26 protein-coding genes are annotated in these 23,962 nt (G+C 55.6%); 21 read left to right on the top strand and 5 right to left on the bottom strand.

Translation table 11 applies throughout. From position 1 onward, the window contains the following. Positions 1-489: 489 nt before the first annotated feature. Positions 490-1,488 (top strand): 2-keto-3-deoxygluconate transporter, encoded by a 999-nt coding sequence (gene kdgT, locus FDX04_RS02980; RefSeq protein WP_079225645.1) that lies wholly within the window; start codon positions 490-492, stop codon positions 1,486-1,488. A 30-nt stretch (positions 1,489-1,518) separates the two neighbouring features. Here the strand turns inward: kdgT and FDX04_RS02975 are convergent, their stop codons facing one another. Both FDX04_RS02975 and crfC read right to left on the bottom strand, forming a co-directional pair. After that, complete coding sequence (locus tag FDX04_RS02975) at positions 1,519-2,412, bottom strand: diguanylate cyclase regulator RdcB family protein (RefSeq protein WP_061382672.1); 894 nt, start codon at positions 2,410-2,412, stop codon at positions 1,519-1,521. After that, on the bottom strand, positions 2,409-4,766 hold the full coding sequence (gene crfC, locus FDX04_RS02970) for a clamp-binding protein CrfC (RefSeq protein ID WP_061382673.1): 2,358 nt from the start codon (positions 4,764-4,766) through the stop codon (positions 2,409-2,411). The genes FDX04_RS02975 and crfC overlap by 4 nt, the downstream gene beginning before the upstream one ends. A gap of 538 nt (positions 4,767-5,304) precedes the next feature. Between crfC and FDX04_RS02965 the strand changes: the two genes are divergently transcribed. The 18 genes from FDX04_RS02965 (at position 5,305) to FDX04_RS02880 (ending at position 17,805) form a co-directional block, all read left to right on the top strand. Beyond that, positions 5,305-5,640: a zinc ribbon domain-containing protein YjdM gene (locus tag FDX04_RS02965; protein ID WP_003031835.1), complete on the top strand. Its 336-nt coding sequence runs from the start codon at positions 5,305-5,307 to the stop codon at positions 5,638-5,640. Positions 5,641-5,779: 139 nt separating this feature from the next. Then, positions 5,780-6,226, top strand: coding sequence for a VOC family metalloprotein YjdN (gene yjdN, locus FDX04_RS02960; protein WP_038636411.1), 447 nt, complete (start codon positions 5,780-5,782; stop codon positions 6,224-6,226). A 132-nt stretch (positions 6,227-6,358) separates the two neighbouring features. Beyond that, positions 6,359-7,147, top strand: a complete 789-nt coding sequence (gene phnC / locus FDX04_RS02955; protein ID WP_038636408.1) for a phosphonate ABC transporter ATP-binding protein — start codon at positions 6,359-6,361, stop codon at positions 7,145-7,147. Positions 7,148-7,170: 23 nt separating this feature from the next. Beyond that, complete coding sequence (phnD, locus tag FDX04_RS02950; protein WP_137348831.1) at positions 7,171-8,187, top strand: phosphonate ABC transporter substrate-binding protein; 1,017 nt, start codon at positions 7,171-7,173, stop codon at positions 8,185-8,187. An 80-nt stretch (positions 8,188-8,267) separates the two neighbouring features. After that, the gene (gene phnE, locus FDX04_RS02945; RefSeq protein WP_038636402.1) at positions 8,268-9,047 is read left to right on the top strand and encodes a phosphonate ABC transporter, permease protein PhnE; all 780 of its coding nucleotides are present in this window, start codon (positions 8,268-8,270) and stop codon (positions 9,045-9,047) included. A 20-nt stretch (positions 9,048-9,067) separates the two neighbouring features. Then, a complete protein-coding gene (phnF, locus tag FDX04_RS02940; protein ID WP_137370424.1) occupies positions 9,068-9,793 on the top strand; it encodes a phosphonate metabolism transcriptional regulator PhnF in 726 nt (241 codons plus the stop codon). After that, a complete protein-coding gene (phnG, locus tag FDX04_RS02935; RefSeq protein ID WP_042312918.1) occupies positions 9,794-10,246 on the top strand; it encodes a phosphonate C-P lyase system protein PhnG in 453 nt (150 codons plus the stop codon). Next, the gene (gene phnH, locus FDX04_RS02930; protein WP_137361142.1) at positions 10,243-10,827 is read left to right on the top strand and encodes a phosphonate C-P lyase system protein PhnH; all 585 of its coding nucleotides are present in this window, start codon (positions 10,243-10,245) and stop codon (positions 10,825-10,827) included. Before phnG ends, phnH begins: the two co-directional genes overlap by 4 nt. After that, on the top strand, positions 10,827-11,894 hold the full coding sequence (locus FDX04_RS02925; RefSeq protein WP_137361141.1) for a carbon-phosphorus lyase complex subunit PhnI: 1,068 nt from the start codon (positions 10,827-10,829) through the stop codon (positions 11,892-11,894). Before phnH ends, FDX04_RS02925 begins: the two co-directional genes overlap by 1 nt. A 46-nt stretch (positions 11,895-11,940) precedes the next feature. Next, positions 11,941-12,732: an alpha-D-ribose 1-methylphosphonate 5-phosphate C-P-lyase PhnJ gene (phnJ, locus tag FDX04_RS02920; protein WP_233593229.1), complete on the top strand. Its 792-nt coding sequence runs from the start codon at positions 11,941-11,943 to the stop codon at positions 12,730-12,732. Next, a complete protein-coding gene (gene phnK, locus FDX04_RS02915; protein WP_042312925.1) occupies positions 12,729-13,487 on the top strand; it encodes a phosphonate C-P lyase system protein PhnK in 759 nt (252 codons plus the stop codon). The genes phnJ and phnK overlap by 4 nt, the downstream gene beginning before the upstream one ends. Positions 13,488-13,622: 135 nt before the next feature. Continuing rightward, positions 13,623-14,309: a phosphonate C-P lyase system protein PhnL gene (gene phnL, locus FDX04_RS02910; protein ID WP_137370423.1), complete on the top strand. Its 687-nt coding sequence runs from the start codon at positions 13,623-13,625 to the stop codon at positions 14,307-14,309. After that, positions 14,306-15,442, top strand: coding sequence for an alpha-D-ribose 1-methylphosphonate 5-triphosphate diphosphatase (phnM, locus tag FDX04_RS02905; protein ID WP_137361139.1), 1,137 nt, complete (start codon positions 14,306-14,308; stop codon positions 15,440-15,442). The genes phnL and phnM overlap by 4 nt, the downstream gene beginning before the upstream one ends. A gap of 2 nt (positions 15,443-15,444) precedes the next feature. After that, the gene (gene phnN, locus FDX04_RS02900; RefSeq protein ID WP_137361138.1) at positions 15,445-15,999 is read left to right on the top strand and encodes a ribose 1,5-bisphosphokinase; all 555 of its coding nucleotides are present in this window, start codon (positions 15,445-15,447) and stop codon (positions 15,997-15,999) included. Continuing rightward, a complete protein-coding gene (gene phnO, locus FDX04_RS02895; protein ID WP_137348835.1) occupies positions 15,986-16,420 on the top strand; it encodes an aminoalkylphosphonate N-acetyltransferase in 435 nt (144 codons plus the stop codon). Before phnN ends, phnO begins: the two co-directional genes overlap by 14 nt. A gap of 8 nt (positions 16,421-16,428) precedes the next feature. Further along, on the top strand, positions 16,429-17,187 hold the full coding sequence (gene phnP, locus FDX04_RS02890) for a phosphonate metabolism protein PhnP (RefSeq protein ID WP_137361137.1): 759 nt from the start codon (positions 16,429-16,431) through the stop codon (positions 17,185-17,187). 82 nt (positions 17,188-17,269) lie between these two features. Next, a complete protein-coding gene (locus tag FDX04_RS02885; protein ID WP_006688247.1) occupies positions 17,270-17,521 on the top strand; it encodes a type II toxin-antitoxin system Phd/YefM family antitoxin in 252 nt (83 codons plus the stop codon). Continuing rightward, on the top strand, positions 17,518-17,805 hold the full coding sequence (locus tag FDX04_RS02880) for a type II toxin-antitoxin system RelE/ParE family toxin (protein ID WP_137361136.1): 288 nt from the start codon (positions 17,518-17,520) through the stop codon (positions 17,803-17,805). The genes FDX04_RS02885 and FDX04_RS02880 overlap by 4 nt, the downstream gene beginning before the upstream one ends. Here FDX04_RS02880 and yjdP read toward each other — a convergent pair. From yjdP to FDX04_RS02865, 3 genes are all read right to left on the bottom strand, one after another. Further along, positions 17,802-18,131, bottom strand: coding sequence for a DDRRRQL repeat protein YjdP (gene yjdP, locus FDX04_RS02875; protein ID WP_137361135.1), 330 nt, complete (start codon positions 18,129-18,131; stop codon positions 17,802-17,804). The genes FDX04_RS02880 and yjdP overlap by 4 nt on opposite strands. 68 nt (positions 18,132-18,199) lie before the next feature. Then, positions 18,200-18,832, bottom strand: coding sequence for a GNAT family N-acetyltransferase (locus FDX04_RS02870; protein ID WP_063941245.1), 633 nt, complete (start codon positions 18,830-18,832; stop codon positions 18,200-18,202). Between the two features lie 175 nt (positions 18,833-19,007). Next, positions 19,008-21,281 carry a hybrid sensor histidine kinase/response regulator gene (locus FDX04_RS02865; protein WP_137361134.1) on the bottom strand — a complete coding sequence of 758 codons (2,274 nt, stop codon included), beginning with the start codon at positions 21,279-21,281 and terminating at the stop codon, positions 19,008-19,010. A 114-nt stretch (positions 21,282-21,395) separates the two neighbouring features. On the opposite strand from FDX04_RS02865, the gene FDX04_RS02855 reads away from it, so the two are divergent. Together FDX04_RS02855 and FDX04_RS02850 are read left to right on the top strand one after the other, a co-directional pair. Then, positions 21,396-22,919 carry a sugar ABC transporter ATP-binding protein gene (locus tag FDX04_RS02855; protein WP_137370422.1) on the top strand — a complete coding sequence of 508 codons (1,524 nt, stop codon included), beginning with the start codon at positions 21,396-21,398 and terminating at the stop codon, positions 22,917-22,919. After that, on the top strand, positions 22,912-23,907 hold the full coding sequence (locus FDX04_RS02850; protein ID WP_038636347.1) for a ribose ABC transporter permease: 996 nt from the start codon (positions 22,912-22,914) through the stop codon (positions 23,905-23,907). The genes FDX04_RS02855 and FDX04_RS02850 overlap by 8 nt, the downstream gene beginning before the upstream one ends. Positions 23,908-23,962: the final 55 nt, after the last annotated feature.

The raw sequence follows: 23,962 nt of genomic DNA, 5'->3' as shown, positions 1-23,962 counted from the left end.
AATTTGTGATCAACTTCACACATGGTATTTCATTTCGTCAACCTGCGTAAATAAGGTCATTCTGAGTCAGCTTTTTTACATGTCATGCTTGCGATTTACTGACAATTAAATACAAGAATAAATCGCTTTATTAAACAAACAATCACAGCAGTCACTATTATTCTGCTAGCAAAAAAACCACCTAATCACTTCACAAAAAGATCACAGCTTTTTTAATAATCAGAGCGCTTGAGAATTTTTGCGCGGAATATGTGATGAAGATAACTAAAACATCGTTTTATTTTGATTGAATCAATGTTCCCATGAATGCAAACTAATTCCAGACGCAATATCCCTGGGAGCAGTAACACGCTCAACGTATGCCGCGTTAGATTCTATAAAACAAAGAGATAGCGATTACCTTTGTTAAGAAATTTTAGTAACCATTTGAATTTATTAATTTTTAACTCCTTGCGCATATAGTGCCTGCGACAAGATATGAGGACGTTTATGAAAATTAAAGCCACGATTGAACGCATCCCCGGCGGAATGATGTTGATTCCCCTGTTATTAGGCGCAGTGTTAAATACCTTGGCGCCCGATACTGGCGCGTATTTCGGATCGTTTACCAAAGGCATGATCAGCGGAACGGTGCCTATTCTGGCGGTGTGGTTTTTTTGTATTGGCGCATCTATTGATTTACGGGCAACCGGTACAGTATTACGTAAGTCCGGTACGTTGGTCATCACCAAAATAGCCGTGGCGTGGGTAGTGGCAATGATAGCCGCGTCATTTATTCCTGATACCGGTATTCAAACCGGGTTCTTTGCGGGACTTTCGGTACTGGCAATTGTTTCCGCGATGGATATGACCAACGGTGGTCTGTACGCCAGCCTGATGAACCAGTACGGAACGAAAGAAGAGTCCGGCGCATTTGTATTAATGTCTCTGGAATCCGGTCCGTTGATGACGATGGTGATCCTTGGTTCAGCGGGCCTGGCCTCCTTCGAGCCACACCATTTTATCGGCGCGGTATTACCGTTCCTGATTGGCTTTACGCTGGGTAACCTGGATCACGATCTACGTTCTTTCTTCAGCAAAGCCACGCCGGTACTAATCCCGTTCTTCGGCTTTGCGCTGGGCAATACCATTAACCTGAGCGTCATCGTTGATACCGGTCTGTTGGGTATTCTGCTGGGCGTCGCGGTAATCGTTATCACCGGTATCCCGCTGATTATTGCTGACCGCGTTATCGGTGGCGGGAACGGTACGGCAGGTGTGGCAGCCTCTTCTGCGGCAGGCGCTGCGGTGGCAAACCCGGTGATTATCGCCCAGATTAACCCGGCATTTGAACCGGTTGCCGCCTCCGCCACGGCGCTGGTTGCTGCCAGCGTGATTGTCACCGCCATTTTGGTGCCGATTATCACCGCGCTGTATGCCAAACGCTTTAATAAAAACCTGGTCGCCAACGAGACGGTGGCAACCCCGGCAGATACTCTGCACCACTAACTCTGCCTTAGCCTCACTGACCGTCCCTGCTCAATTGATGAGTGGGGGCGGTGCAAAAATCTCCTCAACCATCGCATCAACCAGACGTTTTGCCGAACACAATCGAGGCATTCCCAACGCCACATTTTGCCAACGCTGCGTCACAGACCAGCTCACCGGATGGCGCTGCGCATCACACCAGTCGCCTAACCAACTCAACATATCGTTGTGCTCGCCCGAGCCGCCGACCGTCGGCGCGCTGAGCCAATGATGATAATAATGACGCGTAGCGGGCGCCGCATTCACGCTGTCTGCCAGCGTCTGAGCAGCCATGATGCGCAGATTGTCTTTAAGCATTGAGACCACATCGGCATTCGCTAACCGGCAGGCGTCACCGAAAGCGCCCCAGCGCAGTTCTTCCAGCGCGACAAAACAGCGCCCGGGTAACGACCAGCCGTCATACGCCCCAGCTCGCCAACGGGTAAAAATTTGCTCGCTGTGTTCACCCGCCTGAACCGTCAGGCCGCGTTGCGTCAACGCCTTCTCCTTATACGCGCCGCGTTGAGTGAACCCGTCCATAAGCGAATTTATCTGCTGTATGAGACCGGGGGTGGACAGCCCCCGCGGATGTTCGGTCTGTTGCAAAAACATTAGCCCTTCAGCGATGCGCACCAGCGCCAGATGGCCTGGATCGATCATGCCCGCCAGCTTCTCCACCAGCTTCAGACGCATCACCAGGTGCTCGCTGGACACGCCCGCCATCACCCACGCACGCAGTTGCGTCTGGGATAGCACCTCCTGCGTCAGGCGTGCACGCAGCCGCTGCTGCTGTTGCAGAAAACCGCCGGAACGTTTGGTTTCATCTCCTTGAACCAGATCGACCATAAACTTCGGGTAGACACACTCCAGCGTCCGCCCGGGGCCTTCCAGTAACACGTTAGTCATGTGTGCTCAGTTGCAAAAAGGGTGTTGATATCGTCGCGCAGCAAGCGGGAATCTTCATAAAGCCATGCCGCCATCGTAATACGATGCTGCAATTGTTCATTCAACGCATTCACCGCAGACTCATTTTGCTGGCGCAGAGTCAGGCTCTCACGCAGGCTCGCCTGTAATTGCGCCAGACACAGTGAAAAATCAGCAAAAAACGTGGCCATGCCTGCCGTAACGGAAATATCGACCTGAGCAACTAAAGCTTTACGAATTTGTTGGCAAAACTGGGTAACGTAATGCACAAGACTCTTGTGCAGCGCGCCCATATCAATGAGATAACGCGTTTTTGTTTCGACGTAATCATTCCACCCCCAGTTGGGTTGGTTCAGCCAACGGGAGAAAGTGTCACGCACCACACCGCCAGTAGTCGACGCATTTTCCGCCGGAATATCCTGCTCAATGGCCTCATTGAACAACTGGCGGGTATTGAAGTTAAACATCGCCGCATGAAACGCAGGAAAACGGATCCGCGCACGAAATCCGGCGTGATTCAGCTCCTCTTTCACCCGCAATTCAATGGGGTGCATAGCGTCATTGAGAGCCCGGGACAGGGTCGACTCAAGCTGCTCAAAACGTAGCGCTAAATCCCGGCTAATACTCTCCTGCGCTGCCAGCAATACCCCTTCACAGGACGAGCGCATTTTATCTAAGACAATTTTTGCCTGCCCTTCATCATGCAGCACCAGCATTTCACCCGCCATTTCAGCCGTTATAGCGCCTGATCCCTGACCGTGCGGTGACATCATCAGGACGTTTTCTTTGACAAAAAACGTATTGATGCCACACAGAATCTCAGTCTGTTGCTCATTGAGATAGGCCGCGGCAGACGCCAACGCCAGTTCTACCTCATGGTTAACTTCATCGCTCACTCGCCCCTGGCTCACCTGTAACTGCTGCATATCCTCTTCAATATGCGTAATGTTCAGCCGCAGTTTTTCATAGGCCACCGTTAATCCATGGGCGCGAAACTCCAGATATTCGTGCGCGCTTTGCGCATAGTTTAATAACTTATGCGACGCGGAACGTAGCGCATATAGCGAGGCATTGGCGTGAGCGGCATGAATCACTTTCTGGATCGGCTGCTCAAACAGCGAATCTTCCCACAGTAAATCGGCGGCATGACGGATATGCTCCGTATCCTCAAGATCGGTGGTACGCCAGCGTCTGCCAAGCGCCGCTTCGGCAAAATCCTGTACCCAGCGTTGCACCTGATGATCCGGCAACCGCCCACGGGTGGTTAGCTCATGACGCGCTCTGTTCGCCAGATAGCCCCACATCGAAGAAACCGGATAGATCCGCTCAGGGGTGATTCCGCCTTGCATCAGCGTGCCAGATATCAAGGCCCGCACCTGCTCTTCATCATCACTGTTGCGGTCTTTCTGATCGAATTTGTTGACCAGCGCGTACAGCGGCACTGATTTCCCAACCGCCATAATCGACCGCCGGACTTCTTCATCGGAAATCGACTTCAGTTGGGTGTAATCCATCACCGCCAGGACCGCAGAAGCCCGCGCCAGCTGTTCATTCAGCATTTTTTGTAAGTGCGGTTGTCCGGCCTCGTTCGGCCCCGGGGTATCCAGCAGCGTTAATTGCCCCGGATAGCTTGCCTGTCCGGCCAAATGGACAAATTCGACCTCGATAACCGGAATATGCTCAATCGCGGCATAGGCGGCAAAAGGAAAATCAGCCTCCAGCGCTTTTGACAAACGCACCAGGTCATTCAGGCTTTTAAGACAATGGAAAATAGGCTGGGCGCCAAGATAATACCGTTCAAATGCCACGCCGTTTTCAATATGCTGCAGCAGGACGTTCATATCCTTATCAATTTCCAGCGTCTGCGTAAGACGCTGGCGATCGCATGCCCGCATACGCTGCTGTAAAACTTTCATTAAGGCGTCGATCGGCGCGACATGCGAAAAATGCAGCACCGGCTCTTTCTGCCCCGGCGTATGGCGAATAAGCGTCGGTAACGCCGTCATCGGGCGATTGCGATTAGGTAAAACTTCTGTGCCGACAATCGCATTAATCGTCGTCGATTTTCCCGCTTTCATGGTGCCAACGATGGCCAGCACCATTTCCAGACGCGTAATCTTGCGCAGTTCATTATTGAGCGTTGCTTGCTGGACATCCATGCCACGCACGCTGAAATGCAGGGGCTGAACAACCTGTCTGCTATGCTCCCCATGTTGCAGCGCGACATCATCCAACGACGTGATGGGCAATTTTTGTAATTGCCGGAGATGTTCAAGAGAGAGCATCAGCAAGCGTTCAGCTTCCTGACTTAATTCATATATTGTCTGTGTGTGCATGGAAAATCTTTCCTTAACGCAAATAGCATAACTTTTATTTAGCCTGATCGTTTTATTTATAGATTTTCGGCTTTTATAATTACGTGTGGAAATAATTAAAATCGAAACAACCAATTGATATTATTAAAATAAATTAGGCATATAACCGCTGGCCTGATGCCTCTCACTTATGTAATAAGTAAGAAAGATAAACAGCGTAGTTCAGTTTTAAAAAATACCTGCTGAATTCCCCTACTAAAATTAAGGGGGCAGGAGATATTCAATCATCAGGACGTAGACGCCCGTAAGTGATGTTACCTATGAATATCAGTTGTTTCGCCTCACCTTATCTTAAATAACTTTGGGTAGCAATTTCCCTTAAAAAATATTGCGCCACACTTCATTGATGTGAAAGCAAAGGGTCTTTACAGCAGATCATTTTGCTTTATCGCGCAGTAGTCCCGACAAAAGCAGGGATTTTATGTATAATTGCGGCCTTTTTCGGCAATCTGCCATTTTTTGGGCGCATTTGCCCCTGCTGACTTTTGAGGAAATCGACATGTCATTACCACACTGCCCACAATGCAACTCCGAATACACTTACGAAGATAACGGCATGTTCATCTGCCCGGAATGCGCTCACGAATGGAACGATGCTGAACCGGCTCAGGACAGCGACGAGCTCATCGTTAAAGATGCTAACGGCAACCTGCTGGCCGACGGCGACAGCGTTACCGTAGTGAAAGACCTGAAGGTAAAAGGTAGCTCTTCAATGCTGAAGATCGGTACCAAAGTAAAAAACATTCGTCTGGTGGAAGGCGACCACAACATCGATTGCAAAATCGATGGCTTTGGCCCAATGAAACTGAAATCAGAGTTTGTGAAAAAGAACTGATGCAAATTGCCTGATGGCGCTGCGCTAATCAGGTCTACGTCAATTCATTTGCCAGGCGGGAAGCTCATACTTCCCGCCTGGTTTATTTTTGCAGACGCTAACTACACTTAACTGGTTTCTTTTACCTGAGGTAAAGATCATGCCGTTAAGTCCCTATATCTCCTTTGCAGGCAACTGCGCAGACGCCATCGCCTACTATCAAAAAACATTAGGCGCCGAGCTTCTCTACAAAATCAACTTCGGTGAAATGCCCAAATCGGCGCAGGACAGTGAAGAAGGTTGCCCTTCAGGAATGAAATTCCCCGATACCGCCATCGCCCACGCCAACCTACGCGTTGCGGGCAGCGACATCATGATGAGCGATAGCGCCCCCGATGGAAATGCCCACTACTCTGGCTTTACACTGGTGCTCGACACGCAAAATGTCGACGAAGGTAAGCGCTGGTTTGATAACCTCGCGGCAAACGGAAAAATCGAAATGGACTGGCAGGAAACCTTCTGGGCCCACGGTTTTGGTAAAGTGAGCGACCAGTATGGCGTGCCGTGGATGATCAACGTCGTCAAACAGCAGCAACCTACCGAGTAATCCAACGGGAGGCTTGCCCTCCCGTACTGTCATTAAAAATCGCTCAACTCTTCATCGTCAAGTAACCATCCCTTAACGAAAGCGTCACATTGATCCGCCACGATGGGGCCACTTTTTTAGGGAGGCCGCATCATGCAAACGATTATCCGCGTCGAGAAACTCTCCAAATCTTTCAACCAGCATCAGGCGCTCAATGCGGTTGATCTGAGCATCTGTTCCGGTGAGATGGTGGCTCTGCTTGGGCCGTCTGGCTCCGGCAAATCCACCCTTTTACGTCATTTAAGCGGTTTGATCACAGGTGATAAATCGCCCGGTAGCCACGTCGAGCTGCTGGGTCGCACCGTTCAACACGAAGGTCGGCTGGCGCGCGATATCCGCCAAAGCCGCGCCCACACCGGCTACATCTTCCAGCAGTTCAATCTGGTGAACCGTCTGACGGTGCTGGAGAACGTGCTGATTGGCGCTCTCGGCAGCACGCCATTCTGGCGCACCTGTTTTAGCTGGTTCAGTCAGGAGCAGAAACAACGCGCGCTCCAGGCGCTGACCCGCGTTGGCATGGCGCACTTTGCGTATCAGCGCGTTTCCACGCTTTCGGGCGGGCAACAGCAACGCGTCGCTATCGCCCGGGCGCTGATGCAGCAGGCCAAAGTGATCCTGGCCGATGAGCCAATTGCTTCGCTGGACCCGGAATCCGCACGCATCGTAATGGATACCCTGCGCGACATTAACCAGACCGACGGCATCACCGTGGTCGTCACGCTGCACCAGGTGGATTACGCCCTGCGCTATTGCGAACGCATTGTCGCGCTGCGCCAGGGCAACGTCTTCTTTGATGGCAGCAGCCAGCATTTTGATAACGATCGATTTGACCATCTCTATCGCAGCATGAACCGCGTCGAACAGAACGCGCAAGCTGCCTGACATCCCCACAATGAGGAATGGAAATGAGCTATAAGACAGTTGCCGCGCTGGCCTTTACCAGCATGTTTAGTCTCAGCACCCTGCTCAGCCCGGCCCATGCCGAAGAGCAGGAAAAAGCGCTGAACTTCGGCATTATTTCGACCGAATCACAGCAAAACCTGAAGCCGCAGTGGGAACCGTTCCTGAAGGACATGGAAAAATCACTGGGCGTGAAAGTGAACGCCTTCTTCGCCCCGGACTACGCCGGGATCATCCAGGGAATGCGCTTTAACAAAGTCGATATCGCCTGGTACGGCAACCTCTCGGCAATGGAAGCGGTGGATCGCGCTAACGGACAAGTGTTTGCCCAGACCGTCGCCGCCGACGGATCCCCGGGTTACTGGAGCGTGTTGATCGTTAACAAAGATAGTCCGATCAACAACCTGAACGATCTGATCGCCAAACGTAAGGATCTGACCTTCGGCAACGGCGATCCCAACTCCACGTCAGGCTTCCTCGTCCCCGGCTACTACGTCTTCGCCAAAAACAACATCTCCGCCAGCGACTTCAAACGCACCGTTAACGCCGGACACGAAACCAACGCGCTGGCCGTCGCCAACAAGCAGGTCGATGTCGCCACCAACAACACCGAAAACCTCGACAAACTGAAAACTTCCGCACCGGAAAAACTGAAAGAGCTGAAGGTGATCTGGAAGTCACCGCTGATCCCGGGCGATCCGATCGTCTGGCGTAAAAACCTCTCCGAAACCACCAAGGACAAGGTGTACGACTTCTTTATGAATTACGGCAAAACGCCGGAGCAGAAAACCGTACTGGAGCGTCTGGGCTGGGCGCCGTTCCGTGCCTCCAGCGACCTGCAACTGGTGCCGATTCGTCAACTGGCGCTGTTTAAAGAGATGCAGGGCGTGAAGGACAACAAAGGGCTGAACGAGGAAGAGAAAGCCAGCAAAACCTCGGTGCTGAAAGCGCAGCTCGACGATCTGGACCGTCTGACCGCCGCGCTGGGCGCCATGACCAGCGTCACCAAAGCGGTGCAGTGATTTGTAGACCGGATTGTAGGCCGGATAAGCACTGCGCCATCCGGCCTACAACGCAAACACACGTACCAACGGAGCTAAACATGCAAACCATCACCGTCGCCCCGCCCAAACGTAGCTGGTTCTCGCTGCTGAGCTGGGCCATTCTTCTCGCCGTGCTGGTGGTCTCGTGGAAAGGTGCCGAAATGGCGCCGCTCACGCTGATCCAGGATTCTGGCAATATGGCGACCTTCGCCGCCGACTTCTTCCCGCCGGACTTCAGCCAGTGGCAGGACTATCTCGGTGAAATGGCCGTCACCCTGCAAATCGCCGTCTGGGGGACCGCCCTCGCCGTTGTACTGTCGATCCCCTTCGGCCTGATGTGCGCCGATAACCTCGTGCCGTGGTGGATTTACCAGCCGATGCGCAGAGCGATGGACGCCTGCCGCGCCATCAATGAAATGGTCTTCGCGATGCTGTTCGTGGTCGCCGTCGGCTTAGGTCCATTCGCCGGGGTGATGGCGCTGTTTATCCACACTACCGGGGTGCTCTCCAAACTGCTTTCCGAAGCGGTAGAAGCCATTGAGCCAGGTCCGGTAGAAGGCATTCGCGCCACCGGGGCTAACAAAATTGAAGAGATCCTCTACGGCGTTTTGCCGCAGGTGATGCCGCTGCTGATCTCCTACTCGCTGTACCGTTTTGAGTCCAACGTTCGCTCGGCCACGGTGGTCGGCATGGTGGGCGCGGGCGGTATCGGCGTGACCTTATGGGAGGCAATTCGCGGCTTCCAGTTCCAGCAAACCTGCGCCCTGATGGTGTTAATCATCGTCACCGTCAGTCTACTGGATTTCCTTTCCCAGCGTTTGCGTAAGCACTTTATCTGATTAGCGAGGCATTGATTGCTATGCACTTGTCTACACATCCGACCAGTTATCCAACGCGTTATCAGGAAATTGCCGCGAGACTTGAGCAGGAGCTTCGTCAACATTATCGCTGCGGGGACTATCTGCCCGCCGAGCAGCAGCTTGCCGCGCGCTACGAGGTGAATCGCCATACCCTGCGCCGCGCTATTGACCAGTTGGTTGAGCGCGGTTGGGTTCAACGTCGCCAGGGCGTTGGCGTGCTGGTGCTGATGCGCCCGTTTGATTACCCGCTCAATGCCCAGGCGCGTTTCAGTCAGAACCTGCTGGATCAGGGCAGCCACCCCACCAGCGAAAAACTGCTGGCGGTACTGCGCCCGGCCTCCAGCCATATTGCCGACGCGCTCAGCATTAACGAAGGCGACAACGTGATTCACCTGCGCACTCTGCGCCGGGTTAACGGCATCGCCCTGTGCCAAATCGACCACTATTTTTCCGACCTCACGCTGTGGCCGCTTATGCAGGGCTTTAACAGCGGTTCGCTGCATGACTACTTACGAGAAGAGTCCGGTCTGACACTCCTGCGCACGCAAACGCGCATCAGCGCCCGCCGGGCCCAGGCCAAAGAGAGCAAGGTGTTGGAAATCCCCAATATGGCGCCGCTGCTGTGCGTGCGCACCCTGAACCACCGTGAAGGCGAAAAGCAGGCGACGGAATACTCCGTCAGCCTGACCCGCGCCGACATGATCGAATTCACTATGGAGCACTGAATGCATTTCGATACCGCCACCCGCCAGCGCTGGATGCGCGCGCTGGCTTATAGCAATGCCGATGCCCTGAGTGCCCGCATCAACGCGCTCAAACTGACGCCGGACTATGAACTTATCCGCGCACCGGAATGCGGACTGCTGCAAATCCAGGCCCGCATGGGCGGCACCGGCAATCGCTTCTTTGCTGGCGACACCACGCTCACCCGCGCGGTGGTGCGCCTGAAGAGCGGCACGCTGGGTTACAGCTACCTGCTGGGACGTAACAAACACCATGCCGAGCAGTGCGCGGTAATTGACGCACTGCTGCAGGAACAAACGCATTTCCAAAGCTTAATGGAAACCTTGATTGCCCCGCTGGAAGCGGAACGCGATGCGCTGATTAGCGCACGCCGTGCCGAAATCAACGCCAGCCGGGTCGACTTCTTCACGCTGGTACGCGGAGATAACGCATGACCTTACAAACCGCTTTTAATTTACCCGTTCAGGATGCGCAGCAGAGCTTTCGTCGCCTGCTGAAGGCCATGAGCGAGCCGGGCGTGATCGTCGCCCTGCATCAACTGAAACACGGCTGGCAGCCGCTGAGTCTGGCAACCACCAGCGTGCTGCTGACTCTGGTTGATGGCGACACGCCGGTCTGGCTGGCGCCGTCGATGGATAACGATATTGCCCGGCAGAATCTGCGTTTTCATACCAACGCGCCGCTGGTGGATCAGCCGCAGCTGGCGGCATTTGCCGTCGCCGACGAACGCATCAGCAGCGAACAGCTAAACGCCCTCTCCGCCGGTTCCGCCGTCGCGCCAGAGACCAGCGCCACGCTGATTGTTCAGGTCTCTGGCTTAAGCGGCGGACGCATGCTGCGTCTGACCGGCGCCGGTATTGCCGAAGAACGCATGATCGCGCCCCAACTGCCGGAATGCCTGATTCACGAACTCACCGAACGCCCGCATCCGTTCCCGCTGGGAGTCGATCTGATCCTCACCTGCGGCGAACGCCTGCTGGCTATTCCGCGAACGACTCATGTGGAGGTGTGCTGATGTACGTCGCCGTAAAAGGGGGCGAAAAGGCGATAGCCAACGCCCACGCCCTGCAGGAAAACCGACGCCGGGGCGAGGAGACCATTGCCGAACTGAGCGTCGCACAAATCGAACAGCAGATGAACCTGGCTGTCGACCGGGTGATGACCGAAGGCGGCATCGCCGACCGCGAACTGGCGGCGCTGGCGCTAAAGCAGGCCAGCGGCGATAACGTCGAAGCCATCTTTTTGCTGCGTGCCTACCGCACGACGCTGGCAAAAGTGGCGGTCAGCGAGCCGCTTAACAGTGCAGAAATGCGCCTTGAGCGCCGAATCTCGGCGGTCTACAAGGACATCCCCGGCGGGCAGTTGTTAGGTCCTACCTACGACTACACCCATCGCCTGCTGGATTTTACCCTGCTGGCCAATGGTGAAACGCCGCCGCTGCGCTGCGCGGATAGCACGCAGGATGCCTCCCCGCACGTCTTTTCCCTGCTGGCCAATCAGGGGCTGGCAAAACGCGAAGAAGATAACGGCGACGCGCCCGACGATATCACTCGCACACCGCCGGTTTATCCGTGCTCGCGTGCCTCACGCCTGCAACAGCTGATGCGCGGCGACGAAGGCTATCTGTTGGCACTGGCCTACTCCACCCAACGCGGTTACGGACGCAACCACCCGTTTGCCGCCGAGATCCGCAGCGGTTACGTAGCACTGGAAACCGTACCGGAAGAGCTGGGATTTGCGGTAAACGTCGGCGAACTGCTGATGACTGAGTGTGAAATGGTCAACGGCTTTGTCGCACCAGAGAACGAATCTCCCCATTTTACCCGCGGCTACGGGCTGGTGTTCGGCATGAGCGAACGTAAAGCAATGGCGATGGCGCTGGTGGACCGCGCCTTACAGGCAGTCGAATACAATGAAACGGTCACGGGACCGGCGCAGGACGAAGAGTTCGTGCTGGCGCATGCGGATAACGTCGAGGCGGCGGGTTTTGTATCGCACCTCAAGCTCCCCCATTACGTCGATTTCCAGGCCGAACTGGAACTGCTCAAACGCCTGCAACAGGAGGCCGCCCGTGACCGCTAACCTCTCCGGCTACAACTTTGCGTATCTTGATGAACAGACCAAACGCATGATCCGCCGCGCCATTTTAAAAGCGGTAGCCATCCCCGGCTATCAGGTGCCGTTCGGCGGACGCGAAATGCCGATGCCCTACGGCTGGGGCACGGGCGGCATTCAGCTTACCGCCAGCGTGATTGGCGAACCGGACGTGCTGAAGGTGATTGATCAGGGTGCGGACGACACCACCAACGCGGTGTCGATCCGCAACTTCTTCAAACGCGTAACGGGCGTGGCGACGACGGAGCGTACCGAAGACGCCACACTGATCCAGACCCGCCACCGCATCCCGGAAACACCCTTGGTGGAAGATCAGATAATCATCTTCCAGGTGCCAATCCCCGAGCCGCTGCGCTTTATTGAACCGCGCGAAACAGAAACCCGCACCATGCACGCGCTGGAAGAGTACGGCATCATGCAGGTGAAACTGTATGAAGATATCGCCCGCTTCGGCCATATCGCCACGACCTACGCCTATCCGGTGAAGGTCAATGACCGCTACGTCATGGACCCGTCGCCCATCCCGAAATTCGATAATCCGAAGATGGACATGATGCCGGCCCTGCAACTGTTTGGCGCAGGTCGCGAAAAGCGCATCTATGCCGTTCCTCCTTATACCCGCGTGGAGAGCCTCGATTTCGACGATCACCCGTTTACCGTGCAGAGCTGGGATGAGCCTTGCGCCATCTGCGGCTCTACCCACAGCTATCTCGATGAAGTAGTGCTCGATGACACCGGCAAACGCATGTTTGTCTGCTCCGACACCGACTACTGCCGCCAACAGAGCGAGGCTCTCAGCAAATGACGCAACCGCTGCTTTCAGTCAACAACCTGACTCACCTCTACGCGCCGGGCAAAGGCTTCAGCGACGTCTCGTTTGACCTGTGGCCTGGCGAAGTGCTGGGTATCGTCGGCGAGTCCGGTTCCGGCAAAACCACCCTGCTGAAATCAATCTCTTCACGGCTGACGCCGCAGAACGGTGACATTTTGTATCAGAACCGTTCGTTGTACGGCATGAACGAGGCCGACCGCCGCCGTCTGCTGCGCACCGAGTGGGGCGTGGTGCATCAGCATCCGCTGGATGGCCTGCGCCGTCAGGTTTCCGCAGGCGGCAATATCGGCGAACGCCTGATGGCCACCGGCGCGCGCCACTATGGCGACATCCGTGCCACCGCACAGCGTTGGCTGGAGGAGGTGGAGATCCCTGCCTCACGTATCGACGACCTGCCGACCACCTTCTCCGGCGGCATGCAGCAGCGCCTGCAGATCGCCCGCAACCTCGTCACCCACCCAAAGCTAGTGTTTATGGACGAACCTACCGGCGGGCTGGACGTTTCGGTACAGGCCAAACTGCTGGACCTGCTGCGCGGCCTGGTGGTGGAACTGGATCTGGCGGTAGTGATTGTCACCCACGATCTGGGCGTGGCGCGTCTACTGGCGGACCGTTTGCTGGTGATGAAGCAGGGTCAGGTGGTGGAAAGTGGGTTAACCGACCGCGTACTCGACGATCCGCATCATCCGTATACCCAGTTGCTGGTGTCGTCGGTATTGCAGAACTGATTTTTTGTTGTGCCCGATGGCGCTGCGCTGTTCGGGCCTACCTGGATCGCACTTTTGTAGGCCGGATAAGTTGTAGGCCTGATAAGCGAAGCGCCATCAGGCAATCGAACGCAAAAATGTCTAAAGAGGCTAAAAATGAACGCGATCCGCGTTGAAAACGTCAGTAAAACCTTCGTGCTCCACCAGCAAAACGGCGTACGTCTGCCGGTGCTGCAAAACGCCACTCTGGCAGTGAAAAGCGGCGAATGCGTGGTGCTGCACGGCCACTCCGGCAGCGGAAAATCCACGCTGCTGCGTTCGCTGTACGCCAACTACCTGCCAGATGAAGGACACATCCACATCCGCCACAGCGATGAATGGGTCGATCTGGTGCAGGCCCCGGCGCGCAAAGTGCTGGAGGTTCGCCGTTCAACCATCGGCTGGGTGAGCCAGTTTCTACGCGTGATCCCAAGGATTTCCGCGCTGGATGTGGTGATGCAGCCGCTGCTGGATCTCGGCGTATCCCGTGAAGAATGCGCCGCGAAAGCCGCCAGCCTGTTAACGCGTCTCAACGTACCGGAACGTCTGTGGCACCTCGCGCCATCGACCTTTTCCGGCGGCGAACAGCAGCGCGTCAATATCGCCCGTGGGTTTATCGTCGATTACCCGATTCTGCTGCTCGATGAGCCGACCGCCTCGCTGGACGCCAAAAACAGCGCTGCCGTAGTGGCGCTGATCGAAGAGGCGAAAGCCCGCGGCGCAGCCATTGTCGGTATTTTTCACGATCAAACCGTGCGCGACCGCGTAGCGGACCGTCTGCACCTGATGGGAACAACAGCATGATTATCAACAATGTAAAGCTGGTTCTGGAAGATGAAGTGGTGCAAGGATCGCTGGAAATTGAGGGAGGGGTTATTCGCGCATTTGCAGAAACCCAGAGCCGTCTGCCGGAGGCTTTAGACGGCGAAGGCGGCTGGCTGCTGCCAGGGTTGATTGAGCTGCATACCGATAATCTGGATAAATTCTTCACCCCGCGCCCGAAGGTCGACTGGCCTGCCCACTCGGCGATGAGCAGCCATGACGCGCTAATGGTCGCCAGCGGCATTACTACCGTGCTGGATGCGGTGGCGATTGGCGACGTGCGCGACGGCGGCGATCGGCTCGAAAATCTGGAGAAGATGATCAACGCCGTGGAAGAGACACAAAAACGCGGGGTCAATCGCGCCGAACACCGCCTGCATCTGCGCTGCGAATTGCCGCACCACACCACCCTGCCGCTGTTTGAAAAACTGGTCGGGCGCGAGCCGGTGACGCTGGTTTCACTGATGGATCATTCGCCGGGCCAGCGCCAGTTCGCCAATCGAGAAAAGTACCGCGAGTATTATCAGGGCAAATATTCGCTCACCGACGAGCAGATGGCCCGCTATGAAGAAGAACAGTTAGCGCTGGCGGCGCGTTGGTCACAGCCCAATCGTAACGCCATCGCCCAGCTTTGCCGCGAACGTAATATCGCGCTGGCGAGCCATGACGATGCCACCAGCGAACATGTGCTGGAATCGCACCAACTTGGCAGCGTGATCGCCGAATTTCCCACCACTTTCGCGGCGGCTGAAGCCTCGCGCCAGCATGGCATGAACGTGCTGATGGGCGCGCCGAACATCGTGCGCGGAGGGTCTCACTCCGGCAATGTGGCGGCGCATAAGCTGGCTGAACTGGGGCTGCTGGATATTCTTTCTTCCGATTACTACCCCGCCAGCCTGCTCGACGCGGCATTTCGCGTGGCGGATGACGACGCCAACCGCTTTACCCTGCCGCAGGCGATTCGTCTGGTGACCCGCAATCCGGCGCGGGCATTGAATCTCGACGATCGCGGCGTTGTTGCCGAAGGTAAACGGGCGGATCTGGTGCTGGCACACCGCAAAGGGGGCAACATCCATATCGACCACGTCTGGCGTCAGGGCAAAAGGGTATTCTGACTATGGGGAAACTGATCTGGCTGATGGGGCCATCCGGCTCTGGTAAGGACAGTCTGCTGGCAGAACTCCGCCTGCAGGAACCCGCGCAACTACTGGTGGCGCATCGATACATCACCCGTGCCGCTAACGCCGGGAATGAAAATCATATTGCGCTGAGTGAACAAGAATTTTTTACCCGCGCCGGGCAGAATCTGCTGGCACTGAGCTGGCACGCGAACGGCTTCTACTACGGCGTGGGCGTGGAGATTGACCTCTGGCTGCACGCCGGTTTTGATGTGGTGGTCAACGGATCGCGCGCCCATCTGCCCCAGGCGCAGGCTCGTTACGGCGCGTCGTTACTTCCTATTTGCTTACAGGTTTCCCCAGCGATTCTACGGCAGCGTCTGCAGGCGCGTGGGCGGGAGAGTGAAACGGAAATCGCCGCCCGCCTTGAACGCGCGGCCCGCTACGCGCCGTATGACTGCCACATCCTCAACAATGATGGCAGTTTGCTACAGTCTGTCGATACACTGCTCGCACTGATGGGACGCAAGGAGAAGAAACATGTCTGTCTGTGAATTACGCCGCGCCACGCTCTACGATACCGATGCGGTTTACGCGCTTATCTGTGAACTCAAGCAGGGACAATTCGATCACCAGGCCTTTAACGCCGGATACGCCGCGAATCTGCAAGATCCTAACATGCACTACCAGTTGGCGCTGCTCGACGGGCAGGTCGTCGGCTTGATCGGTCTGCACCTGCAGTTTCATCTGCACCACGCCAACTGGATTGGCGAGATTCAGGAACTGGTGGTAATGCCACAGGCGCGAGGATTAACGGTAGGCAGCCAGCTACTGGCCTGGGCCGAAGCCACCGCGCGCGAAGCAGGCGCAGAAATGACCGAGCTTTCCACCAGCACCCAACGCCTTAACGCGCATCGTTTTTACCAGCGCGAAGGCTATACCCAGAGCCATTTTCGCTTCACCAAACCGTTGTAGGAGGAGCCATGAGTCTGACCATTACGCTGACGGGAACCGGCGGCGCGCAGCTGGTGCCGGCATTTGGCTGCGACTGCGCGGCCTGTCAGCGGGCGCGCTTACAGGCGCAATACCGTCGACGCCCCTGTAGCGGGGTGGTCAAATTCAATCATGCGGTGACCCTGCTGGACGCGGGGATCCCGCATCTGATGGACGACTGGCCAGCGGGCAGCTTTCAGCAGTTTCTGCTGACCCACTATCATATGGATCATGTGCAGGGGTTGTTCCCGTTGCGCTGGGGCGTAGGGGCGAATATCCCGGTGTACGGTCCGCCGGATGAACAGGGTTGCGACGATCTGTTTAAGCATCCCGGTATTCTCGATTTTAGCCATACCGTCGCGCCGTTCGTGGTGTTTGAGCTGCAAGGGTTGCAGGTGACGCCGCTGCCGCTCAACCATTCAAAACTAACGTTTGGCTATCTGTTCGAGACCGCGCACAGCCGCGTGGCGTGGCTCTCCGACACCGCCGGGCTTCCCGATAAGACGCTGAAGTTTCTCCACAATAACCCACCGCAGGTGATTATCATCGACTGCAGCCATGCCCCGCGCGCCGAGCCGCCGCGCAATCATTGCGATCTCAATACCGTCATCGCGCTGAACGAGGTTATGCGCTGTCCAAGGGTGATCCTGACGCATATCAGCCACCAGTTTGATCTGTGGCTGATGGAAAATCCGCTGCCAGAAGGATTTGAGGCTGGGTATGACGGGATGGAGATTGTGCTGGATTAGCGATCACACCCCACAATAAGACTTGTTAACAGGTCTTTTGTGTCTTATATTAAGACCAGTTAAACGGTCTTTAGGAGCCATTATGCCGCATATCATCTTAAGCGATACCACCGCCAGCGTGAGTGAGTTGAAAAAAAATCCGATGGCGACTGTCAGCGCAGGAGATGGGTTCCCGGTCGCCATCCTGAACCGTAACCAGCCCGCCTTTTATTGTGTGCCAGCAGAACTTTACGAAAAAATGCTTGATGCGCTGGACGATCAGCAACTGGTTAAATTAGTCCATGAACGTAGCCAACAACCCCTGGTGGATGTGGATCTGGACAGCTATTTATGAGTTATACGGTAAAGTTCAGGGAAGATGCGCTGAAAGAATGGCAAAAACTTGATAAAGCTATTCAGCAGCAGTTTGCCAAAAATCTAAAGAAATGCTGTGAAAACCCGCATGTCCCTTCAGCAAAGCTCAGGGGAATAAAAGATTGCTATAAAATCAAACTACGAGCTTCAGGGTTTCGTCTTGTTTATCAAGTTATTGACGACACCCTGGTCATCGCGGTCGTTGCCGTCGGTAAACGCGAGCGTAGTGAAGTCTATAACCTTGCCAGCGAAAGATTGCGCTAACGATCGTAATCTTCTTCCATTCTGCGCTCTTCGTCTTCTAACTGACGCCGTTCCTGATCGAGCTGGCGCTGACGGTCATCCAGTTGGCGACGTCGATCTTCAAACTGGCGGCGGCGATTGTCATATTGCCTGCGCCGGTCGTCACTCATCTGGCGCTGCCAGCTTTCATCACGGGAGTCGTCATAATCCCGCCCGTTGTCCGGTTTGTATGCGTCGTTAATCGCCTGCTGAATATTACCAATGGCGTCATCAATAATATCCGCCTGCGCTGACATGGTGGTCAGTGACAGCAAGCTAAACAATAAAAGCATGGGATAACATTTCATAAGCCAGACCCGAAGTTGAACTGGCTTTACGTTAGTCAACGCAGAAAAGAAGGTGTAGCGGAGGAATCTCAAACTCGATAGGACGCCCCTGGCTCCATCAACTGGTAAGCGCGTTGTTTTTCCTCTGCCACCAAAACAACACCGTGGCATTTTGTATCTGGTGACATGCTCCATATACGCTCTTCTGGGATACATCCCCCATCATATATAACCTTCGAACCATCATACGGCCAGAATGCGTTTTGCTCCGTGTCCAGGATAAAAACTGAGATGTATTCAGACTCACGCGCAATTTTCTGCCAGAGCATTTTCCCGCCATCATATTGCTCAAAATCGCTAATCAGCGTTACACCACAGCGCAAAATCAGTGCTTCATACAGGCGCGTCGCCAACCCTTTATCTCGTTCGGACGGATTAACACATATCCCTTCTATCTGAAACACAGACGCCTCTTCCCAACATCGTTCCACCGTTAGAATATCGTTGTCCAGGTAGGGTTTACGCTGCAAATCCAGTGCAGCAAGAACTCGATGGCGAGGCACACCATTAAAAATCTCAATATCAGCTTCAATGATTGCTGCGCGTGGAGTTTGCCTGTCATAAATAACCAGCAGAATACGCCCGGAAAGCTCAAACGTATCCACCACCTTAAACGAGCGGGCGACGGCCATCGGGCTATACGTTGTCGGCATCACAATCATCTGCGAATCACCTCTTGTTAGTACTGGCATAATTCCTTTTATATCCTAATCAGGCTGTGTTTGCTCAGATTAGCATCACCCGTTTGCTCCCTGGTCTTGATGAATTCCTAATCTCTTTGGCAGGTTTAGTTTTCCGAAGGAAGCTCGCAAAATAGTATGCAAAGAGGACAATGTCTTAGCGGTATGACTGTTCACTTTTCCGCAGTGCCTGCGCCAGCTCTCCCCGAGTAAAAGGCTTACGCAATAACGCCACATCCGGCAGTGCCGGGTTATGGGCCGGACGCAAATCCTGACCGCTCATCAGCAGGATGTTCAGCTGCGGATAATGTGCCTGGGCATGGTTAACCACATCCACGCCGCTTAAACCACCAGGCAGCATGACGTCGCTGATAAAAATATCAATCTCGGATGAAGCCGCCAGCATGTGCATCGCCTGTTCGCCGTTGGCGGCTTCTAACGTCAGGTAGCCCAGCAGGTGTAATTGCTCACACAACGTCTGGCGCACATCAGCCTCGTCCTCAAGCACCAGCACCAGTTTTTCACCGCTGTTCGCCGCATGTACCGCCACCGGTTCTGCCTGAGCCTGCACCGGCACTACGGCGCGAGGCAGTTGCAACCTGACCGTCGTTCCCTGCCCCGGCGCGCTTTCAATCTCCACGCGCCCGCCGGACTGACGTACAAAGCCGTAGACCATTGATAACCCCAGCCCGCTGCCGCTGCCGGTCTGTTTGGTGGTGAAAAACGGCTCAAAGACCTGAGCTTTCACCTCCTGCGACATCCCGCAGCCCTGGTCGGCGACCTCCAGCATCACCATATCCTGCTTACGCCCATCGCTGCGCGTGACCCGCTGGTTCCAGGTACGGATTTTAATCGTGCCCGCCTGCCCGTCCATGGCGTCACGGGCGTTCATCACCAGATTGATAATGGCGTTTTCCAGTTGGCTGACGTCAATCCACGCGGGCCAGGCGGGAGACTGGGCTTCAATCTCCAGCGTCAACGTGGCCGGAAGAGAGTGGCGCATCAGTTCGCCCAGATTTTCCAGCAGCGTTTTCAGCTCCACCGCATGAGGGTGCAACGACTGTTTGCGCGAAAAGGCCAGCAGTCGCTGGGTAAGTAGCGCCCCGCGCTCGGCGGCTTTTAGCGCCCGATTTACCCGTGGCGCATCGGGCGACTCCGGATTCACCAGATCCAGACTGCCAATAATAACCGCCAGCAGGTTATTGAAATCATGCGCTAATCCGCCCGTCAGTTGCCCCACCGCCTTCAGCTTTTGGCTGTGCAGCAGCGCCTCTTCCAGTTCCTGGCGCTCGGTGCGGTCGATTTCCATCTGGCTGGTTTTTTCTTTGAGTAATCGGGTTGTGTGCTCCAGCGACGCCGTATTCCGGGCAAAGACGCTAAAAGCGCGGGCCAGCTCGCCTAACTCATCACGCCGCTGCAGGGCCGGGACGCTGACATCTGATTCACCGTGCGCCAGCCGGGTCATCGCCCGCGAAATGGCCGTCAGATTGGAACCGAGATTACGGTAGATATACCACCCGGCAAAACCGGTGATCACCACCGCCAGTAGCGCAAACACTAAAATAAACAACGCGCCAGATTGCAGTTCCTGATGGCTTTGCGCTACCCGCTGCTCTGAGATCAGCGCCACCTGCGAGGCATACTGATTGATATCGCTGTTGAGGATCGCCACCAGCGCTTTGATATGAAACATATACCAGTTGATCGCCAAATCGCTCTGCTCTAGCGCGGAAGAGAGCGGCTCCAGCTTATGCAGCTCCTGATTGAAGTCGTTGAGGATACCGCTAATCAGCGGATTGGCATGCTGCAAGGGAAGCGCAGGCATCACCGCATCCAGTTGTTTCACCACCGAACGCGGCGTGGGTGTATCGATGGCGGCAACAATTAAGCGGTCCATCTGCCCCAGCAGCACATCGTCCTGCGCGCCGGTGAGCTTTTGCAGATGACGTAAATAGCTTTGATTCTGATACAGCGAACTGAGCAACGCGTTACGCTCCAGATGTCGCCGCTGCCCGCGCTGCAACATCCCTTCTACACTGCTTTGTAGTTCATTACTGCGCTGGATAATACGCTCAACCAGCACCGGCTCCTGCTGCGCCAGCGGCGCGGTAGCCAGTTGTTCCAGCGACTGCTTCAGCGCCCGTTGCGTCTCCTGCAGCCGCTCCGCTTCCCCTTTGTATTCCAGCGCCCCGACCACCTGCGACAGCCGCACCGCCGCCGTCGCCACGTTCGCCGTATCCCGCGCCAGGTTCATGCTGCCGGTCATGTCGTCAACGGTTTGCTGCTGCACCTGCTCCTGAATCTGGCTTGCGTGCTGAAAACCCAGCACCGCCACGCCGCTCACCATCAGCGTGACAGCCACCACCAGCAGATTGAAGAACAGCAATCGTCCGCGCGCACTGGCGAAAAAGTGACGTCCCGGTTGCGGCATATCACGCTCCGTGAAGAAAAATCGCAATATGACAAATATGAACGGCTTCTGACATTTTGCATTTACATTCCTGTGATGGACTGCTGATATCGGCCACCCCACAGGAGATCCGCCATGAGCAGGACACCGGTTCTGGAGATGCGCAACATTGCTAAAGCGTTTGGCAAATTTTATGCGCTGAAAGGGGTCGATTTAACCGTCTGGCCAGGTGAGATTCATGCCCTGATGGGCGAGAACGGCGCAGGGAAAAGCACCCTGATGAAGATCCTCGCGGGCGCCTGTACCGCCACCAGCGGTGAGATCCTGATTGACGGTCAGCCGTTCCACATTCGCGGTCCTAAAGATGCGCTTAGTGCAGGCATCACGCTGATTTATCAGGAGATGCAACTCGCGCCGAACCTGACTGTAGCGGAAAATATCTTTCTTGGCAGCGAGCTGTCGCGCGGCGGTCTGGTCCAGCGTAAAGAGATGGTCATGCAGTCACAGAAAGTCATCGACCGACTCGGTGCCCAGTTTAAGGCCAGCGATCGTGTGATGACGTTGACCATCGCCGAACAGCAGCAGGTGGAAATTGCCCGCGCCCTGCACCGTAACAGCCGCATTCTGGTGATGGATGAACCCACCGCCGCCCTCTCCTCACGTGAAACCCATCGCTTGTTTGAACTGATCATGCGCCTGCGCGATGAGGGGATGGCGATTATCTACATCAGCCACCGCATGGCGGAAGTGTACGAACTCTCGGACCGCGTCAGCGTCCTGCGCGACGGACAATATGTTGGCAGCCTGACCCGCGACAAGCTCAACGCCGCGGAGCTGGTGCGCATGATGGTGGGCCGTCCGCTAAGCGATCTGTTCAACAAAGAACGCGATATTCCCTTAGGGAAAGCGCGCCTCAACGTCCACCACCTGACCGACGGTCATAAAGTCCAGCCGTGCAGCTTGTTGGTACGCTCCGGGGAGATCGTCGGCCTCGCCGGGTTAGTTGGCGCCGGGCGTTCTGAACTGGCGCAGCTGATTTTTGGCGTACGTAAAGCCATCGGCGGCATGATTGAAGTAGACGGTGAACCGGTGGTGATCCACTCCCCGCGCGAAGCGATTGATCACGGCATCGGCTTTCTGACCGAGAACCGCAAAGAACAGGGGCTGTTTTTAGAACTGGCGGCAGCAGAGAACATCACCATGGCGACGCTGGAGCGCGATGCCAACTGGGGCATGCTCGATCGCAAAAAGGCGCAGGCCATTTCCGATGACGCTATCAAACTGCTCAACATTCGCGTGCCGCACGCGCAGGTACGCGCAGGTGGGCTGTCCGGCGGCAATCAGCAAAAATTATTGATCTCACGCTGGGTGGCGATCGGCCCACGCATTTTGATCCTCGATGAACCCACGCGCGGGGTAGACGTTGGCGCGAAAAGCGAGATCTACCGGATCATGAACGACATGGCGCGCAAAGGCGTGGCGATCCTGATGATCTCCAGCGAATTGCCGGAAGTCGTTGGCATGAGCGATCGCGTGTACGTCATGCGCGAAGGCAGCATTGCCGGCGAGCTGAACGGACAAAGTATTACCCAGGAAAATATTATGACGCTGGCGACCGGCGTGAACGACTCCCATCATCAGGCGGTGCCCCATGAATAATCCAACCACTCCCCAGCAGGTGGCGAAATCCACCACCGCAAAAAAGATGCTGATGAGCGATCTGATGCAAACGGTCGGCATCTTACCGATTTTGATCCTGATTGTGGCGGTATTTGGTTTTATTGCGCCCAATTTTTTCACCGAGAGCAATCTGCTGAATATTACCCGCCAGGCCTCGATCAATATCGTGCTGGCGGCTGGCATGACCTTTATCATTTTGACCGGCGGGATCGATCTCTCAGTTGGCTCGATTCTCGGCACCACCGCCGTAGCGGCGATGGTCGTTTCTCTTATTCCTGAGTTTGCCATGCTGTCGATTCCGGCGGCGCTGATGCTCGGCCTGGTGCTGGGGCTGTTTAACGGTGCGCTGGTGGCTTTTGCCGGGCTGCCGCCGTTTATCGTCACGCTTGGAACCTATACAGCTCTGCGCGGCGCGGCCTATCTGTTGGCCGATGGCACCACGGTGATTAACTCCAACATCAGCTTTGAGTGGATCGGCAACAACTATCTCGGCCCGGTTCCGTGGCTGGTAGTCATTGCGCTGGCGGTGGTGGTGGTGTGCTGGTTTATTCTGCGCCGCACTACGCTCGGCGTTCATATCTACGCGGTCGGCGGCAACATGCAGGCCGCACGCTTAACCGGGATCAAAGTGTGGCTGGTGCTGCTGTTCGTTTACGGCATCAGCGGTTTGCTTTCAGGCCTGGGTGGGGTGATGAGCGCCTCGCGACTGTACAGCGCCAACGGCAACTTAGGTATGGGTTACGAGCTGGACGCCATCGCGGCGGTGATCCTCGGCGGCACCAGCTTCGTCGGCGGGATCGGCACCATCACCGGCACGCTGGTGGGGGCGCTGATCATCGCCACGCTCAATAACGGCATGACGCTAATGGGCGTCTCCTATTTCTGGCAACTGGTGATCAAAGGGGCGGTGATCATCATAGCGGTGCTGATCGACAAATACCGTACCCGACACCATCAAAGTGCATAGACAAGCTTGCCGGATGGCGGCGTAATCGCTTTGTCCGGCCGATAACAACAATACC

Origin of the sequence: Citrobacter sp. wls615 (genome assembly GCF_005281355.1) — a bacterium.
Classification (GTDB): Bacteria; Pseudomonadota; Gammaproteobacteria; order Enterobacterales; family Enterobacteriaceae; genus Citrobacter; species Citrobacter werkmanii.
Note: the sequence above shows the minus strand (reverse complement) of the source record. Positions and strands in the feature narration are given on the sequence as shown.

Coding starts and splice junctions, on each gene's coding strand:
- kdgT (WP_079225645.1), top strand. CDS start 490: ATGAAAATTAAAGCCACGATTGAACGCATCCCCGGCGGAATGATGTTG.
- FDX04_RS02975 (WP_061382672.1), bottom strand. CDS start 2,412: ATGACTAACGTGTTACTGGAAGGCCCCGGGCGGACGCTGGAGTGTGTC.
- crfC (WP_061382673.1), bottom strand. CDS start 4,766: ATGCACACACAGACAATATATGAATTAAGTCAGGAAGCTGAACGCTTG.
- FDX04_RS02965 (WP_003031835.1), top strand. CDS start 5,305: ATGTCATTACCACACTGCCCACAATGCAACTCCGAATACACTTACGAA.
- yjdN (WP_038636411.1), top strand. CDS start 5,780: ATGCCGTTAAGTCCCTATATCTCCTTTGCAGGCAACTGCGCAGACGCC.
- phnC (WP_038636408.1), top strand. CDS start 6,359: ATGCAAACGATTATCCGCGTCGAGAAACTCTCCAAATCTTTCAACCAG.
- phnD (WP_137348831.1), top strand. CDS start 7,171: ATGAGCTATAAGACAGTTGCCGCGCTGGCCTTTACCAGCATGTTTAGT.
- phnE (WP_038636402.1), top strand. CDS start 8,268: ATGCAAACCATCACCGTCGCCCCGCCCAAACGTAGCTGGTTCTCGCTG.
- phnF (WP_137370424.1), top strand. CDS start 9,068: ATGCACTTGTCTACACATCCGACCAGTTATCCAACGCGTTATCAGGAA.
- phnG (WP_042312918.1), top strand. CDS start 9,794: ATGCATTTCGATACCGCCACCCGCCAGCGCTGGATGCGCGCGCTGGCT.
- phnH (WP_137361142.1), top strand. CDS start 10,243: ATGACCTTACAAACCGCTTTTAATTTACCCGTTCAGGATGCGCAGCAG.
- FDX04_RS02925 (WP_137361141.1), top strand. CDS start 10,827: ATGTACGTCGCCGTAAAAGGGGGCGAAAAGGCGATAGCCAACGCCCAC.
- phnJ (WP_233593229.1), top strand. CDS start 11,941: ATGATCCGCCGCGCCATTTTAAAAGCGGTAGCCATCCCCGGCTATCAG.
- phnK (WP_042312925.1), top strand. CDS start 12,729: ATGACGCAACCGCTGCTTTCAGTCAACAACCTGACTCACCTCTACGCG.
- phnL (WP_137370423.1), top strand. CDS start 13,623: ATGAACGCGATCCGCGTTGAAAACGTCAGTAAAACCTTCGTGCTCCAC.
- phnM (WP_137361139.1), top strand. CDS start 14,306: ATGATTATCAACAATGTAAAGCTGGTTCTGGAAGATGAAGTGGTGCAA.
- phnN (WP_137361138.1), top strand. CDS start 15,445: ATGGGGAAACTGATCTGGCTGATGGGGCCATCCGGCTCTGGTAAGGAC.
- phnO (WP_137348835.1), top strand. CDS start 15,986: ATGTCTGTCTGTGAATTACGCCGCGCCACGCTCTACGATACCGATGCG.
- phnP (WP_137361137.1), top strand. CDS start 16,429: ATGAGTCTGACCATTACGCTGACGGGAACCGGCGGCGCGCAGCTGGTG.
- FDX04_RS02885 (WP_006688247.1), top strand. CDS start 17,270: ATGCCGCATATCATCTTAAGCGATACCACCGCCAGCGTGAGTGAGTTG.
- FDX04_RS02880 (WP_137361136.1), top strand. CDS start 17,518: ATGAGTTATACGGTAAAGTTCAGGGAAGATGCGCTGAAAGAATGGCAA.
- yjdP (WP_137361135.1), bottom strand. CDS start 18,131: ATGAAATGTTATCCCATGCTTTTATTGTTTAGCTTGCTGTCACTGACC.
- FDX04_RS02870 (WP_063941245.1), bottom strand. CDS start 18,832: ATGATTGTGATGCCGACAACGTATAGCCCGATGGCCGTCGCCCGCTCG.
- FDX04_RS02865 (WP_137361134.1), bottom strand. CDS start 21,281: ATGCCGCAACCGGGACGTCACTTTTTCGCCAGTGCGCGCGGACGATTG.
- FDX04_RS02855 (WP_137370422.1), top strand. CDS start 21,396: ATGAGCAGGACACCGGTTCTGGAGATGCGCAACATTGCTAAAGCGTTT.
- FDX04_RS02850 (WP_038636347.1), top strand. CDS start 22,912: ATGAATAATCCAACCACTCCCCAGCAGGTGGCGAAATCCACCACCGCA.